Source organism: Diaphorobacter sp. LI3, assembly GCF_022807955.1.
GTDB lineage: Bacteria > Pseudomonadota > Gammaproteobacteria > Burkholderiales > Burkholderiaceae_C > Diaphorobacter > Diaphorobacter nitroreducens.
Genome location: NZ_CP094346.1, coordinates 2,258,099 through 2,271,408 on the forward strand (window position 1 = coordinate 2,258,099; position 13,310 = coordinate 2,271,408).

Here is a 13,310-nt window from a genome sequence, read left to right on the forward strand (position 1 = left end):
ATGCAGGCAAGCCCTGCTATCGCCGCCGTGCCTGCGGGTGCGGGCGAAGACGCTGCCATCGTCATCGAAGACGTGGACAAGCATTTCGGCGACGTAAAGGCGCTGCGGGGCTTGAGCGCGCGCATCCACTATGGACGGCTGACGGGTCTGGTCGGCCCCGACGGCGCCGGCAAGACGACGCTGATGCGGATTCTGACCGGCCTGCTGATGCCGAACGCCGGCCACGTCACCTTGGCCGGTTATGACGTAGTCAAGGACAACGACGCCATCCACGTCGCCAGCGGCTACATGCCGCAACGCTTTGGTCTGTACGAAGACCTGTCGGTGATGGAGAACATGCGCCTGTATGCGCAGTTGCGCGGCATGGATGTGGATCGCAACGCCGATCTGTTTGCCGAGCTGCTGGAGTTCACGCGGCTCGGGCCCTTCACCAAGCGTCTGGCCGGCAAGCTCTCCGGCGGCATGAAGCAGAAGCTGGGCCTTGCCTGTGCGCTCATGGCGCGGCCCAAGGTGCTGCTGCTGGACGAGCCGGGCGTGGGTGTCGACCCGGTCAGCCGCCAGGATTTGTGGCGCATGGTGCAGGCGCTGACCGACGAGGGCATGGCCGTGGTCTGGTCCACCGCATATCTCGACGAAGCCGAGCGCTGCGAGAGCGTGCTGTTGCTGAACCAGGGACAGCTCCTGTTCGATGGCCCGCCGCAGCAACTCACCGCGCGGCTCGAAGGCCGCAGTTTCCGTCTGGAAGACGTCGGTGCCGAGCGCCGAGCGGTCCTGACCCAGGCACTCGACCTGCCCAGCGTGAGCGATGGCGTGATCCAGGGCGCCGGCGTGCGCGTGGTGTTGCGCGAGGGCGCCGAGGCGGAGCAGCTCCAGGCCCTGTCCGATCAGGCGCAGGTGCGGCTGGCGCAGGTGCCTGCGCGCTTCGAAGACGCCTTCATCGATCTGCTCGGTGGCGGCCCCGGCGGCACGTCGACGCTGGCCGAGCGTCTGCCGCCGGTTGAGCTGGGTTTCGACATTGCCGTGTCGTGCCGAAACCTCACCAAGCGCTTCGGCGAGTTCACCGCCACCGACAACGTCAGCTTCGAGGTGCAAAAGGGCGAAATCTTCGGCCTGCTCGGCCCCAACGGTGCCGGCAAGTCCACCACCTTCAAGATGCTGTGCGGCCTGTTGAAACCCACTGCTGGCGAAGCGCATGTGGTGGGCCATGATCTGCGCCGCGCCACCGGCGCAGCCAAGAGCCGGCTCGGCTACATGGCGCAGAAGTTTTCGCTCTACGGCCTGCTCTCGGTGCAGCAGAACCTGGAATTCTCGGCCGGCGTCTACGGACTGGAAGGCAACACCCGGCGCGAGCGCATTGCCGAGATGATCGAAACCTTCGATCTGGGCGACTGGCTGTCCGCCACGCCCGATTCCCTGCCGCTGGGCCACAAGCAGCGCCTGGCATTGGCTTGTTCGCTGATGCACCGGCCGCCCGTACTGTTCCTGGATGAACCCACTTCGGGCGTGGACCCGATCACCCGGCGCGAATTCTGGACCCACATCAACGGACTGGCCCGCAAGGGCGTGACCATCATGGTCACCACCCACTTCATGGACGAGGCCGAATACTGCGACCGCGTAGCCATGCTCTCGCGTGCGCAACTGATCGCGCTGGATACGCCCGACGCGCTCAAACGTTCGGCGGTCAGCCCCGAACGACCCGACCCGACGATGGAGGACGCCTTCATTCATCTGGTGGAGTCGTCAGACCGTGAGCTGGAGGCCGCCACATGAACGGCGCCACAATGCACAAAGACGGGAGTGGCCCCCTGCAGACCGACTTGCGCCGTTTTGATCTGCGGCGCTTGATCGCTCTGGTGACCAAGGAAAGCTACCAGGCGCTGCGCGACCCATCGACGCTGCTGATCGCGTTCGTGCTGCCGGTGGTGTTGCTGCTGCTGTTCGCCTATGCGGTGTCGCTGGATGCGAAGGATGTCCGTGTCGGCGTGGTCCTGGAGTCACCCGGCGCATCGGCACAGTCGCTGGCCGCAGCGTTTTCGGGCACCCGCTTCCTGGATACGCACTTCGCTCATGACCGACGCGAAGTGGCCGACCAACTGGTCTCAGGCGACCTGCGCGGCTACGTGGTGATCCCGCAAGATTTCGAGCAGCGTCTGGCCCTCCGTGGCAGCGAGCCGCTGGTGCAGATCGTCACCGATGGCTCCTACCCCAATACCGCCAACTACGTCGAGAACTACGCCCGTGGCGTGGTCCAGTCCTGGCGTGCCGGACTGGACGTCGGAGCACCAGCGCAGTCCATCATGCTGGAGCCGCGCTACTGGTTCAACCCCGAGCTGGAAAGCCGACGCGCACTGATTCCCGGCGCCATCGCCATCGTCATGACCATCATCGGCACCATGCTGACTGCACTGGTGGTGGCGCGTGAATGGGAGCGCGGCACCATGGAGGCAGTGCTGTCCACGCCGGCCTCGGTGGCCGAAATCCTGATCGGCAAGCTGCTGCCGTACTTCGTGCTCGGCATGCTGTCCACGCTGGGCGCAGCGGCGCTAGCGGTGTTCGTGTTCGGCGTCCCGATGCGCGGCTCTTTGCTGTCCCTGTTGCTCTTGTCGGCGGTGTTCATGGTGCCGGCGCTGGGTCAGGGTCTGCTGATTTCCTCATTGGCACGCAACCAGTTCCTGGCCGCGCAGATCGCGCTGTTCACGGGCTTCCTGCCAGCTTTCATGTTGTCGGGGTTTCTTTATGAGATCGACGCCATGCCGGCACCGATCCGCGCCATCACCTGGCTGGTTCCGGCGCGTTACTTCGTCGATTCGCTGAAGACGGTGTTCCTGGCCGGCGACATCTGGGCCGTGTTCCTGCCCAACCTGGCGGCCATGGCGGCGATCGGGGTGCTGTTCTTCGTGATCGCCAAGCGCGCCACGCGCAAGAACCTGGAGTGACGCGATGTTGACTTCCGCATTCTCGTTCACCCGCCTGCGCGCCCAGTTCATCAAGGAAGTACTCAGCGTCCTGCGCGACCCGCGCAGCCGCATGGTGGTGTTCGTGCCGCCGATCCTGCAGTTGCTGGTGTTTGCCTTTGCCGCGACGCTGGAAGTGCGCAACGTCGATATCGCCGTCTACGATCAGGATGCGGGGCGGTGGTCGCACGAGTTGGTACAGCGCCTGGACAGCGCCCGCTTCATCACCCACGTCCGGCATGTCGACAGCCAGCAGCAGCTGCACGAGCTGATCGACCGTGGCGAGGTGATCGCCGCGCTCGCCATCCCGGTGGATTTTTCGCGCTCCATCGCCGCCGGCGAAAGTGGCCGCGCGCAGGTACTGGTCGATGGCCGGCGCAGCAACTCTGGGCAGATCACCGTGGCCTATCTGTCCACCATCGCCGCCGATGTCGGCGCCGAGGTCGTGCCCGACGCGCAAGCGCCAACGCCGGTCGTCGTGCGCCACTGGTTCAACCCGAATCTGGTCTACCGCTGGTTCATCGTGCCCGGCCTGACGGGCATCCTGGCGCTGTTCAGCGCGCTGCTCATCACCTCGCTGTCGATCGCGCGCGAACGTGAACTCGGGACCTTCGACCAGTTGTTGGTGTCGCCCACCTCGACGCCCGAGATCATCATTTCCAAATCACTGCCGGCACTCGCAATTGGCACCGCGCTGGGCCTGTTCATGATCAGCGCGGGCGTCTTCCTGTTCGGCATCCCGTTTACGGGCTCGTTTGCACTCCTGCTTGCCAGCCTGGTGCTGTTCATCGCCTCGGTGGTCGGCATCGGTCTGATGATTTCCGCGGTCAGCATGACGCAGCAGCAGGCCATCCTGGGGGCGTTCGCCGTCGGCGTGCCGGCGGTGCTGATGTCAGGCTTTGCGACGCCTGTGGAAAACATGCCTGTCGTCCTGCAATGGCTGGCTCAGGCCATTCCGCTGACCCACTTCCTCATCATCGTCGAAGGCAGCTTTCTCAAGGCCATGCCGCCCGGTGACATTCTCGCCAGCCTGTGGCCGCTGGCGGTCATCGCCCTGGCCACGCTGACGATGGCCACCGTATTCGTCCGAGGACGCCTGCAATGAAATCCAAGCCCCGCACTCCCTTTCTTCGCGCAACCGTCACCGGCCTGACCCCTGGGCGCGCGCGTCCGCTCGCGCTGGCCCTGTCCTGCGTGCTGCTGACTGCCTGCGCAAGCGTGGGCCCCGACTACCGCGAGCCGCCGCCGGTCGACGTCGGCAGCGGCTGGAGCTTGCCGTTGGCAAGCGAATCCCAGTCCGCAGACTTGAGCCAATGGTGGTCTGCACTGGACGATCCCATCCTCGATCGCCTGATGGCCACGGCGCTGGCACAGAACCTGGATCTGCGCCAGGCTGCGGCACGCATCGATGAGGCACGCGCCCTGCGCGATCGTGTGGCCGGCGAGGCATTGCCCACCGCCGCCGCTGGCGCGAGCGTCAACCGGCGCCGTCAAAGCGAGAACGGACCCCTGCCCGTAGGTTCGATCCCCGGCCTTGACGCAACGCAGACCATCTACGACGCGGGCTTCGACGCGGCCTGGGAGGCCGACTTGTTCGGGGCCAAGCGGCGGGCGCTGGAAGGCGCCAGCGCCCGCCTGCAGGCGACCGAAGCCGAGGCGCAGGGCGTACGCATGCGCATCGTGGCCGAGGTCGCGCGCACCTGGTTCACCGCCGTCGGCGCCCGCTACGAGTTGCACGCACAACAGGCCACACTGGATACGCTGCAGCAGACCTTGGAATTGGTGCGCCTGCGGCATGCGCTGGGCGACGCGTCGGCCGCCGACGTGGAGGCGGCGTACGCCCAATGGACAGCAGTCAACGCGCTCATCCCGGATATCCAGGCGCGTCAGCGCGCCGCGATACTCAGCCTGGGCGTGCTGCTGGGCGCGCCGCCGGAGCGGGAGCTGGCACTGCTGGATGGCCCCTTGACGCCGAGCACGCTGCGGGCGCTGCCGGTGGGCGAGCGCGCAGAGATGCTGCGCCGGCGCCCGGACGTGCTGGCTGCGGAACGTCGCCTGGCAGCGAGTTCCGCCGACATCGGCGTGGCCACGGCCGAGTTGTTCCCCAAACTCTCCATCGGTGTCGGCGGCGGGTTCCAAGCGCTCAGTACGGGCGATTGGTTCGATGCATCCAGCTCGCGTTTTTCCATCCTGCCGCTGATTTCCTGGCGCCTGTTCGACGGTGGCCGTGTGCGAGCCGAAATTCGGGCACGCGAGGCGGCCGAGCGACAGGCCGCGCTGGCCTATGAGCAGGCCGTGCTGGCGGCGCTGGGCGATGCCGAGCGCGCGCTTGGCGACTACCACGGCGGGCTGGACACACTGGAGCGCCGCGGTATGGCACTGGATGCCGCGCGCACCAGCTACGGCCACGCCAAGGCGCGCTACGCGGCGGGCGACATTGCGCTGGTCGAACTGCTGGCTGCCCAGCGCAGTCTGCACGAGGCCGAAACCGCAGCCGCACGCGCGCATACCAACGCCGCCGTGCAACTGGTGGCGCTGTACAAGGCCCTTGGTGGTGGCTGGGACGTATCCACGACGGCATCGACCGCAACCCATCCGCTGCGGGGCGCTGCCGCCCCCGTCGCGTTTTCAAGCCGCTGACTCAACAAAAGGAGACCGTCATGCAAATCAACGTTGGAAATCTCGACCGCATTGTGCGCATCGTCATCGGACTGATTTTGCTCAGTCTCCCATTGTGGCTGGACTCATCTTGGCGTTGGCTGGGACTCATTGGAATCATGCCACTCCTCACCGGCCTGGCAGGCCGCTGTCCTGGCTATCGCCTGCTCGGCCTCAGCACTTGCCCGATGCGAAAACCCGAGTGAACGCCCTATGAAACTCAGTTTTTTGGGCGCAGCCCGAGAAGTCACCGGATCGTGCTTCCTGGTCGAAGCGGCTAATGTCCGCTTCCTGGTCGATTGCGGCATGGTTCAAGGTGGGCGTATAGCAGCAGCACGCAACCACGAGCCGTTCGCGTTCGACCCGGCGTCCATTGACTTCGTCCTGCTGACCCACGCCCACATCGACCACAGCGGGCTATTGCCCAAACTCACGCGCGCCGGGTTCAAGGGGTCCATCTACGCCACGCCAGCGACGGTTGATCTGCTCGGGGTGATGCTGCCCGATAGCGCTCACATCCAGGAAAGCGATGCCAAGCGGGTTGCCAAGCGGCTCAAAGAAAAGACCGTGCCGCCACCCCTGTATACCCTGCAGGATGCACACGAATGCCTGCAGCAGGTACGAGGTATCGAATACGACCGGGAGTTCGCACCCCGCGTCGGGGTGCGCGCCCGCTTTCGTGATGCCGGACACATCCTTGGTTCGGCCATCGTGGAAGTGTGGATTACCGAGTACGGTTACCCCACGAAGATCGTGTTCAGCGGCGATCTGGGCCAGCCGGGACGCCCCATCCTGCGCGACCCGACACCCATTGAGGAAGCCGACATCCTCGTCATCGAGTCCACCTACGGTGACCGCCGGCACAAGGATTTCTCGGCGACCGAAGCGGACATGATCGGCATCGTCGAGAAAACCCTGTTCGAGCGCGGCGGCAACGTCATCGTGCCGGCCTTTGCGGTCGGCCGAACCCAGGAGGTGCTCTACCACCTACATCGTCTCACCTGCGAAGGGCGTCTGCAGCGTCCAATGGTGTTTGTCGATTCGCCGATGGCCACCGAGGCCACACGCATCACGCGTGAACATCTCGAATTGTTCGACGAACAGGCGAAGCGGTTGGCCGGATGGCACGCGCGCGGCGAGAACCTCCCGTACCTGGATTTCACAGCGAGCGCTGAGGAGTCCATGGCGCTGAACCGGATTCGCTCCGGGGCCATCATTATTTCTGCCAGCGGCATGTGCGACGCGGGACGTATCCGGCACCACCTGCGCCACGACTTGCCACGCCGCGAATGCAGCATCTTGTTTCCCGGTTTCCAGGCGCAGGGGACGCTTGGCCGGCGCCTGATCGAGGGGGCCGAACGTGTACGCATCTTCGGCGAGGACATCCCGGTACGTGCGGCGATCCACAGCGTGGACGGCCTCTCGGCGCATGCCGACCAGAAGGCGCTGCTGGATTGGGCCCGTGCTTTCATTCAAGCACCGGCGCAAACCTTCGTGGTGCATGGGGAATCGTCGGCCGCGCAAACCTTCGCTGACCTCTTGCAGCAGCAACTCGGCTGGCAGGTCACGGTGCCCGAGTATGGCCATGCGCTGCGCTGGCCGGACTTTCTGGCGCACGAGTGATGAAGCCCGCAGAAGATCTCGATGAACGCCTGCGCGCCATCCGCGAGTCGCCAACGTACCGGCTTGCGTACGAAGACATCGAGCTGCTTGGCCAGGACGAACTGCGGCCGCTGCGACTACAGCTCGAACTGCTCAAGCCCGAGCGCATCCTGCACGAGCAAGGCATTCGCTCGACGGTAGTGGTCTTCGGCAGCGCACGCGTGAGCGATGCCGAGACGGCAGAAGCCCGTCTTGGCGTTCTGGAGCGTCAGGCGCGCGTCACTCCGGAGGATGTCGGGCTGCGGCAAGAGCTTGCGCGGGCCAATCGCCGGGTCGAACAGGCACGTCACTACGAGCAAGCGAGGCGTTTCTCGGGCCTTATTTCGGCGCGTTTCCAGCAGCAAAATCGCCGTGATTTCGTCGTCGTCACCGGGGGTGGGCCCGGCATCATGGAGGCCGCCAACCGCGGTGCTTTCGAGGTCGGCGCACGTTCGATTGGCCTCAACATCACGCTGCCCCACGAACAGGCACCCAACCCCTACATGTGCCCGGATTTGGCGTTCCGATTCCACTATTTCGCGCTGCGCAAGATGCACTTCTTGTTACACGCCAAGGGCTTGGTGGCCTTCCCCGGTGGCTATGGAACGCTCGATGAGCTGTTCGAGGTGCTCACCTTGATCCAGACCAGAAAGATGCAGCGTGTTCCGGTGGTGCTGGTCGGCCGTGCATTCTGGCGTCGCGTAGTTGATTTCGATCTTCTGCTCGACGAAGGCTATGTCTCTTCATCCGATCTCGACTTGTTCACCTGCGTAGACGATGCGGAGGAAATCGTCAGTGCCCTCGAACGCTTTTACGTCAACAGGGCAGCAGGCGATGGGGCGACATGATCGGCGTCGACGGGTATTGCCGGAGCCTGTGCGGCACCAAGGTGCAGCAGTCGATGCAGTGCGCCACCTTGTTGATTGCCTATTGTTCAGCCCGATTTCTGCTTTCGGTTCCGACTTCTCGCTCTCTGCAAATCCTCCCTCCTGCTCGCCAGAGCAATCCCTGCGCTGGCGGGGCGGCACCCTGCGTCTGGAGAACGATTTGTTCACCGGCTCCGATCGCAACTACACCAACGGTGTCGCGCTAACAGCAGTCTCACGTGATCTGCAAGGCGGGCTCCGTCCGGAGTGCCTGCCTCAGCCGATTGGTTTGTACGCCCGCTTCATCGGCTGGGCTGATCCCGGGTTCTGGCGCGATTCCGGCGCCCAGACATCGTCGCAAAACCTCGTCGTGCGCTTTGGCCAGTCCATGTACACGCCCGAGAACAAGACGCGCACCGACGTGATTCCAGATGACCGACCGTACGCTGGTTTGCTCTACCTGGGTTTGGCGTGGAATCGCCGCATCCACCCACAAGCCGCCAGCTACGAAATGCTTGACGTGCGTGAGCTGACCCTGGGCGTGATCGGCCCCTGGTCGCTGGCCGAGCAATCTCAGGATCTGGTGCATCGGGCACGCGGCATTGAGCGATTTCGCGGCTGGGACAACCAGTTGCGCAACGAGCCGGCGTTTCAGATGGCCATGGAGCGCAAGATCAAGCCGTACACGGAGGGTGCGGTCCGCCCTGGATGGGGCAGCGACGTGATCGGCAGCTATGCCCTGCGGGTCGGAAACATCGAAACCGCCGCCAGTACCGGCGTGGAGTTTCGCGCGGGCTGGAACATACCGAACGACTTCGGCAGCTATCCGATCCGCCCTGGCGCAGAGAACCGCCCGCCCTCTGGTGTTGCCGATCTGCGCACGACAACGCCGCAGTCGGTCCTGGCGCCCAAACCTGGGGCACATGTCTTCCTGAATCTGGAGGGTAAAGCCGTCGCCTGGGACTTCTCACTCGACGGAAACATGTTCCGGCATAGCCATCACGTCAGCCGGCGGCCTTGGATCGCGCAAGCAGCTCTCGGCATCAGTAGCCAATGGATCGTTGCTGGACGTGGCGTACGGCTCGCCGTGATGCGCGTTTGGAGAACCCGCGAGTTCGACCAGCAGGCGGGCCATCACGCATTCGGATCGATCGCGCTGAGTCTGGAATTTTGAGGACACCTGCAACCAATCGTTAGACCCAAAGCATTCGTCACAACATCAATGGAGAAATTCGTGAACCAGCCCTTGAAACCCAGATCGTTTTTCACCGTCCCGCTGTCCGTGCTCTTGGCAACTTTCGCCACGGCACTCGGTGCGCAGTCCGTAGAGGCGGCAAAGCCAATGGCGCTTCGTACCATAATGGAAAGACTCGGTCGCGACATGCAAGCCGTCACGGGCGCGATCTCCAAAGAAGACTGGCCGCTGGTCGCCGAGCTAGCACCACGAATCGCCAAGCATGCCGAGCCGCCCATGTCGGAAAAGATGCGCATCCTTGCTTGGCTTGGGGCAGACGCTGGAAAGTTTCGGGGTCTTGATGGACAGGTCCATGACGCCGCGACCGCCATGGGCGAGGCTGCACAGCGGAATGACGGCCAAGCAGTCATCGCGGCTTTCTCCAAGACCCAGCAAAGCTGCCTAGCCTGCCACCAGAGTTACCGTCGCTCGTTCGTGGAAAAGTTCTATGGAAGCCGCTAGCAAGGGATGGCTACACCTGTTGACGGAAGACTAGCTTCTGTCCAATCAATATACCTCGACGCGTTTCAGGTTCCCAGGAAGCCACCCGTGCAGCGATCACGGGTTCCTGCTTCACCCGCGGCAGCACTCGTTGGATCTGACGTTCATGACTCCCGTATGCATGTGGGTCACCAGCACCAGCGGATAACGCAGCACCTCGTCCAGTGAGATACGTTTGTGCTTGAGCAGCGGACGCCATGCCGGCGCCGCGACCATGAGGGGGGCGCTCCAAAGCGCCTTAGCCACGATGTCGTCACCCACTTCACCAGACTGGGCCCTAGGTCATACAGATCGCCATGCAGCCCCTTGATTTGCTGCGACAGTGACACCTCGAACAGGCGCAACTCGACGTCGGGCTCCTCCTGCCAGCTTAACGCCAGCAAGGTCGGCAAGCGCGACGGGGTGATGCCATCGGACAGCGTAATGCGTTGCTGACCGTGAAAGCCGTTGGCCGCTCCCCTCACGCTGTCGCGGGCTTGCTGCAAGACAGTGAAGAGGCGCGGCACATGTTACAGGAATTGCTTGTCCGCCCGCGTCAGCCGCTTGCTGCGACTGCTCCGGCCGCAGTGCTTCAGCAGCGCGGTTACAGGTGGCGATCTCGAATTCGCCGAACATGCCCATCGACAGTTCATCCGGCGCGATGCCCGCTGGCGCGAACTTCAGACGCTGCGCCGCCGCCCGTGTCGACAGACCAAATCGCTCGCCCTCGGGGAGTGACGTAAGACGCCGCGACTGTCTTCCTCGGGTCGCTGCGGCCACAGAAGACTAGCCGAGGCGCGCTGGCGCGAGTGCTCTAGCTAGCCATCCGCCATGACCGCCGCCCGCGTTCAAGCAGCGTTGCAATAACTCCGGACACCATTGCCCGCGTGCTGTGAGACGGCGACGACAGCCGCTGCAAGACATGCCGGCCTCTTCTCCGCACGCATGCGGCTCCCTACGATCATAAGGACTGGTCACGTCACGAGGGACTGCGCATGAACTTACGTCATCTTCGCTGTTTCATTGCTGTAGCCGAGGAACTGCACTTCGGTCGAGCCGCTAGGCGGCTGCATATAGAACAATCTCCCCTATCACGCACGATCCGCAAGTTGGAGACAACTCTAGGCGTGACGTTGCTTGTATCTTTAAACCAGACCAGCGCGGTAGAGTCTGAACGCCGTTGAGGCGGCCAGACCGGCCCGTGCAGTTTGGTAGGCGCTGGGGTGATAGAGCCCGTGACTGAGTACAGAACGCATGGCCGCCGCGCTGGTCTTCGTGAAGCCCGAACGGTTACGCGCGCCTTGATTGAGCGCGCATGCACAAGCAAGGGATCTGAAGATCATGTCTGTTACCTCAGTGACGGTGGGCATCGACGTGGCCAAGGCGCACGTGGATGTCTGTGTGCTGGGTGCCAAGAGCAGCGCCCAGCGGTTTGACAACGATGCCGAAGGCCACTCGGCGCTGGCGGCTGCCCTGCAGCCCCTGGACGTGGGTCTGGTGGTGATGGAGGCCACCGGCGGCTACGAGGCCGCGTTAGCGTGTGCCCTGCAGGCCACAGGCCTGCCCGTGGCGGTCATCAACCCGCGCCAGGCGCGCGACTTCGCCAAATCCATGGGACGCCTGGCCAAGACCGACGCGGTGGATGCGCGCACGCTGGCCGAGCTGGCAGCGGTGCTGCTGCGCCGCGACGATCTGCAGCGCTTCTTGCGCCCCCTGGCCGATGAGCGCCAGCAGTGGCTCGCGGCCCTGGTCACGCGCAGGCGCCAGTTGCTGACCATGCTCCATTCGGAGCGCCAACGGCTGCAGATCACGCCCAAGAAGCTGCACGCCAGCATCGAGGCCATCGAGGCGGCGATCAAGGCGCAGCTCGATGAGATCGAAGAGCAGATGGTCACGCATGTGCGCGAGCACTTTGGGGAGCTCGACACGCTGCTGCAGTCGGCTGCGGGAGTCGGCCCGGTGGCCAGTGCCACGATGATTGCCGAGCTGCCAGAGCTGGGCCGGCTGAACCGGCGCGAGATCGCTGCATTGGTGGGCGTGGCGCCCATGGCCAATGACTCCGGCGGCAGCAAGGGCAGGCGGCGCGTACAAGGCGGGCGCTTCGAGATCCGCCGCGTGCTGTACATGGCAACGCTCACGGCCACCCGCTACAACCCGGCCATCAAGGCCTTCTACGAGCGTCTGAAGGCCGCTGGCAAGTTGCCCAAGGTCGCCCTGGTCGCTTGCATGCGCAAGTTGCTCACCACGCTCAACGCCATGGTGCGCACTGGAAAACCTTGGGACAAGTCGCTTCATTGCGCTTGACTTCGAAGACGGTTACTCAGTCGCACGCCGCGGGGCGCAACACTGACTTGGGCAGGGCGAGTCTTCCTCGACGACGCCCGCCGCATCATGTTGAGCGTTGAGCAGGCAGTGGCCAGCGCGAAGGCTGCTGCCTCCGGTTCTCAGGGCATTTTGCGAATCGCGCTGTCGAGAGACATAGGACGGGCGAGGCTATCAGCACTGCTTGCACTGTGCCGCGAAGAGTCGCCGCAGGTAAACATCCGGCTCTCCGAAGTACCGCTGACCGAACTCGTGCAGGGGCTGAACGCAAATCTGTTCGACGCCGGCTTTGCAATGGTCAATGAAGTGGAGGACGGGATCATTGCTGAGCCGCTGTGGGCCGACCCCTTGGTAGTGATCCTGCCCGCACGGCACCCGCTTGTAGCCTTCAAGGAAGTGCCGTTGCAGGAAGTGGTGAGCTATCCGCTGGTACTTTGTGATCCACGGGCATGCCAAGGTTGCGGTCGGCAGAGCGAACGACTGTTCCGCTCTGTCGATGTCCAACCGATCGTGGCTGAGTATGCCGCTTCTCACGGGCTGATGCTGACGTTGGTGGCCGCAGGGTACGGGCTAAGTTTTTCCACTGCCGCGCACTTGGCAACTTGCCAGCCGGCGGATGTTGTTGTCCGCCCGTTGGCCGGTCAGAGCGCATCGATAACCACCTATCTGTTACGAACCGAGGGTGGCATGACGGAGCCGTTGCAGCGGTTCATCGAACGCGCCGAACGTGTATGTCATCAGGACGCAAGCACATCACGCGCGATTTGACGCAGATCTATCGAAAGGTGCGCGGCTAGTTTTCTCGGATTGCGCGATTCATCTTTGGTCTTGCGGCTGACCCGATCTGCATGGCTCATGCGCTGTACTGATTCCAGTTTCGACGCAATTGCTGCGCCCTTCCGTACTCCGGCACTCGCCTGCGGGCTCGCCGCCGCGGTCATTTCACTGACGCGGAACGCATGAGCTTTTGCTGGTTGCAAACCGGCTCATCCTGTTGACGCATTGGCACTTTACGCCGTTGGAATTCCTACGGAAAACTTTGGCCAGGTTTCGGGTAAAGCGCGGCACCCATGCTTGACTCCAGGGGAGCGCGACCACCAAGCCGCGTGCCGGTCCAAAGGCAAAGCGCCCGCATCATGGTTGAGGAGTTTC

At 63.8% G+C, this 13,310-nt stretch carries 12 protein-coding genes and 2 pseudogenes; 12 read left to right on the forward strand and 2 right to left on the reverse strand.

Features of this window, described 5'->3' with window-relative positions; translation table 11 throughout:
• The 9 genes from MRB47_RS10445 to MRB47_RS10485 are packed head-to-tail and all read left to right on the forward strand — an operon-like array spanning position 1 to position 9,818.
• Positions 1-1,773 (forward strand): ATP-binding cassette domain-containing protein, encoded by a 1,773-nt coding sequence (locus MRB47_RS10445; RefSeq protein ID WP_059401256.1) that lies wholly within the window; start codon positions 1-3, stop codon positions 1,771-1,773.
• On the forward strand, positions 1,770-2,939 hold the full coding sequence (locus MRB47_RS10450; protein WP_252100643.1) for an ABC transporter permease: 1,170 nt from the start codon (positions 1,770-1,772) through the stop codon (positions 2,937-2,939). Before MRB47_RS10445 ends, MRB47_RS10450 begins: the two co-directional genes overlap by 4 nt.
• 4 nt (positions 2,940-2,943) lie before the next feature.
• Complete coding sequence (locus tag MRB47_RS10455) at positions 2,944-4,062, forward strand: ABC transporter permease (protein ID WP_059401255.1); 1,119 nt, start codon at positions 2,944-2,946, stop codon at positions 4,060-4,062.
• Positions 4,059-5,597, forward strand: coding sequence for an efflux transporter outer membrane subunit (locus tag MRB47_RS10460; RefSeq protein WP_017462959.1), 1,539 nt, complete (start codon positions 4,059-4,061; stop codon positions 5,595-5,597). Before MRB47_RS10455 ends, MRB47_RS10460 begins: the two co-directional genes overlap by 4 nt.
• A 20-nt stretch (positions 5,598-5,617) precedes the next feature.
• On the forward strand, positions 5,618-5,821 hold the full coding sequence (locus MRB47_RS10465) for a DUF2892 domain-containing protein (RefSeq protein WP_010792188.1): 204 nt from the start codon (positions 5,618-5,620) through the stop codon (positions 5,819-5,821).
• A gap of 7 nt (positions 5,822-5,828) precedes the next feature.
• The gene (locus tag MRB47_RS10470) at positions 5,829-7,238 is read left to right on the forward strand and encodes an MBL fold metallo-hydrolase RNA specificity domain-containing protein (RefSeq protein WP_252100644.1); all 1,410 of its coding nucleotides are present in this window, start codon (positions 5,829-5,831) and stop codon (positions 7,236-7,238) included.
• Positions 7,238-8,104: a TIGR00730 family Rossman fold protein gene (locus MRB47_RS10475; RefSeq protein WP_017462957.1), complete on the forward strand. Its 867-nt coding sequence runs from the start codon at positions 7,238-7,240 to the stop codon at positions 8,102-8,104. The genes MRB47_RS10470 and MRB47_RS10475 overlap by 1 nt, the downstream gene beginning before the upstream one ends.
• Positions 8,105-8,162: 58 nt before the next feature.
• Positions 8,163-9,296 carry a lipid A deacylase LpxR family protein gene (locus tag MRB47_RS10480; RefSeq protein ID WP_252100645.1) on the forward strand — a complete coding sequence of 378 codons (1,134 nt, stop codon included), beginning with the start codon at positions 8,163-8,165 and terminating at the stop codon, positions 9,294-9,296.
• A gap of 48 nt (positions 9,297-9,344) precedes the next feature.
• The gene (locus MRB47_RS10485; protein ID WP_004255128.1) at positions 9,345-9,818 is read left to right on the forward strand and encodes a cytochrome c; all 474 of its coding nucleotides are present in this window, start codon (positions 9,345-9,347) and stop codon (positions 9,816-9,818) included.
• A 76-nt stretch (positions 9,819-9,894) separates the two neighbouring features.
• Here MRB47_RS10485 and MRB47_RS10490 read toward each other — a convergent pair.
• A pseudogene (locus tag MRB47_RS10490) lies at positions 9,895-10,435 on the reverse strand (LysR substrate-binding domain-containing protein); the annotation flags it as partial.
• Positions 10,436-10,831: 396 nt separating this feature from the next.
• Here MRB47_RS10490 and MRB47_RS10495 point away from each other — a divergent pair.
• From MRB47_RS10495 to MRB47_RS10505, 3 genes and pseudogenes are all read left to right on the forward strand, one after another.
• Positions 10,832-10,975, forward strand: a pseudogene (locus MRB47_RS10495) (LysR family transcriptional regulator); the annotation flags it as partial.
• 202 nt (positions 10,976-11,177) lie between these two features.
• Complete coding sequence (locus MRB47_RS10500; RefSeq protein ID WP_011804582.1) at positions 11,178-12,140, forward strand: IS110 family transposase; 963 nt, start codon at positions 11,178-11,180, stop codon at positions 12,138-12,140.
• Positions 12,141-12,227: 87 nt separating this feature from the next.
• Positions 12,228-12,926, forward strand: coding sequence for a LysR family substrate-binding domain-containing protein (locus tag MRB47_RS10505; protein ID WP_252100646.1), 699 nt, complete (start codon positions 12,228-12,230; stop codon positions 12,924-12,926).
• Here the strand turns inward: MRB47_RS10505 and MRB47_RS10510 are convergent.
• Positions 12,896-13,138 carry a hypothetical protein gene (locus MRB47_RS10510; RefSeq protein ID WP_134586898.1) on the reverse strand — a complete coding sequence of 81 codons (243 nt, stop codon included), beginning with the start codon at positions 13,136-13,138 and terminating at the stop codon, positions 12,896-12,898. The genes MRB47_RS10505 and MRB47_RS10510 overlap by 31 nt on opposite strands.
• Between the last annotated feature and the right edge of the window lie 172 nt (positions 13,139-13,310).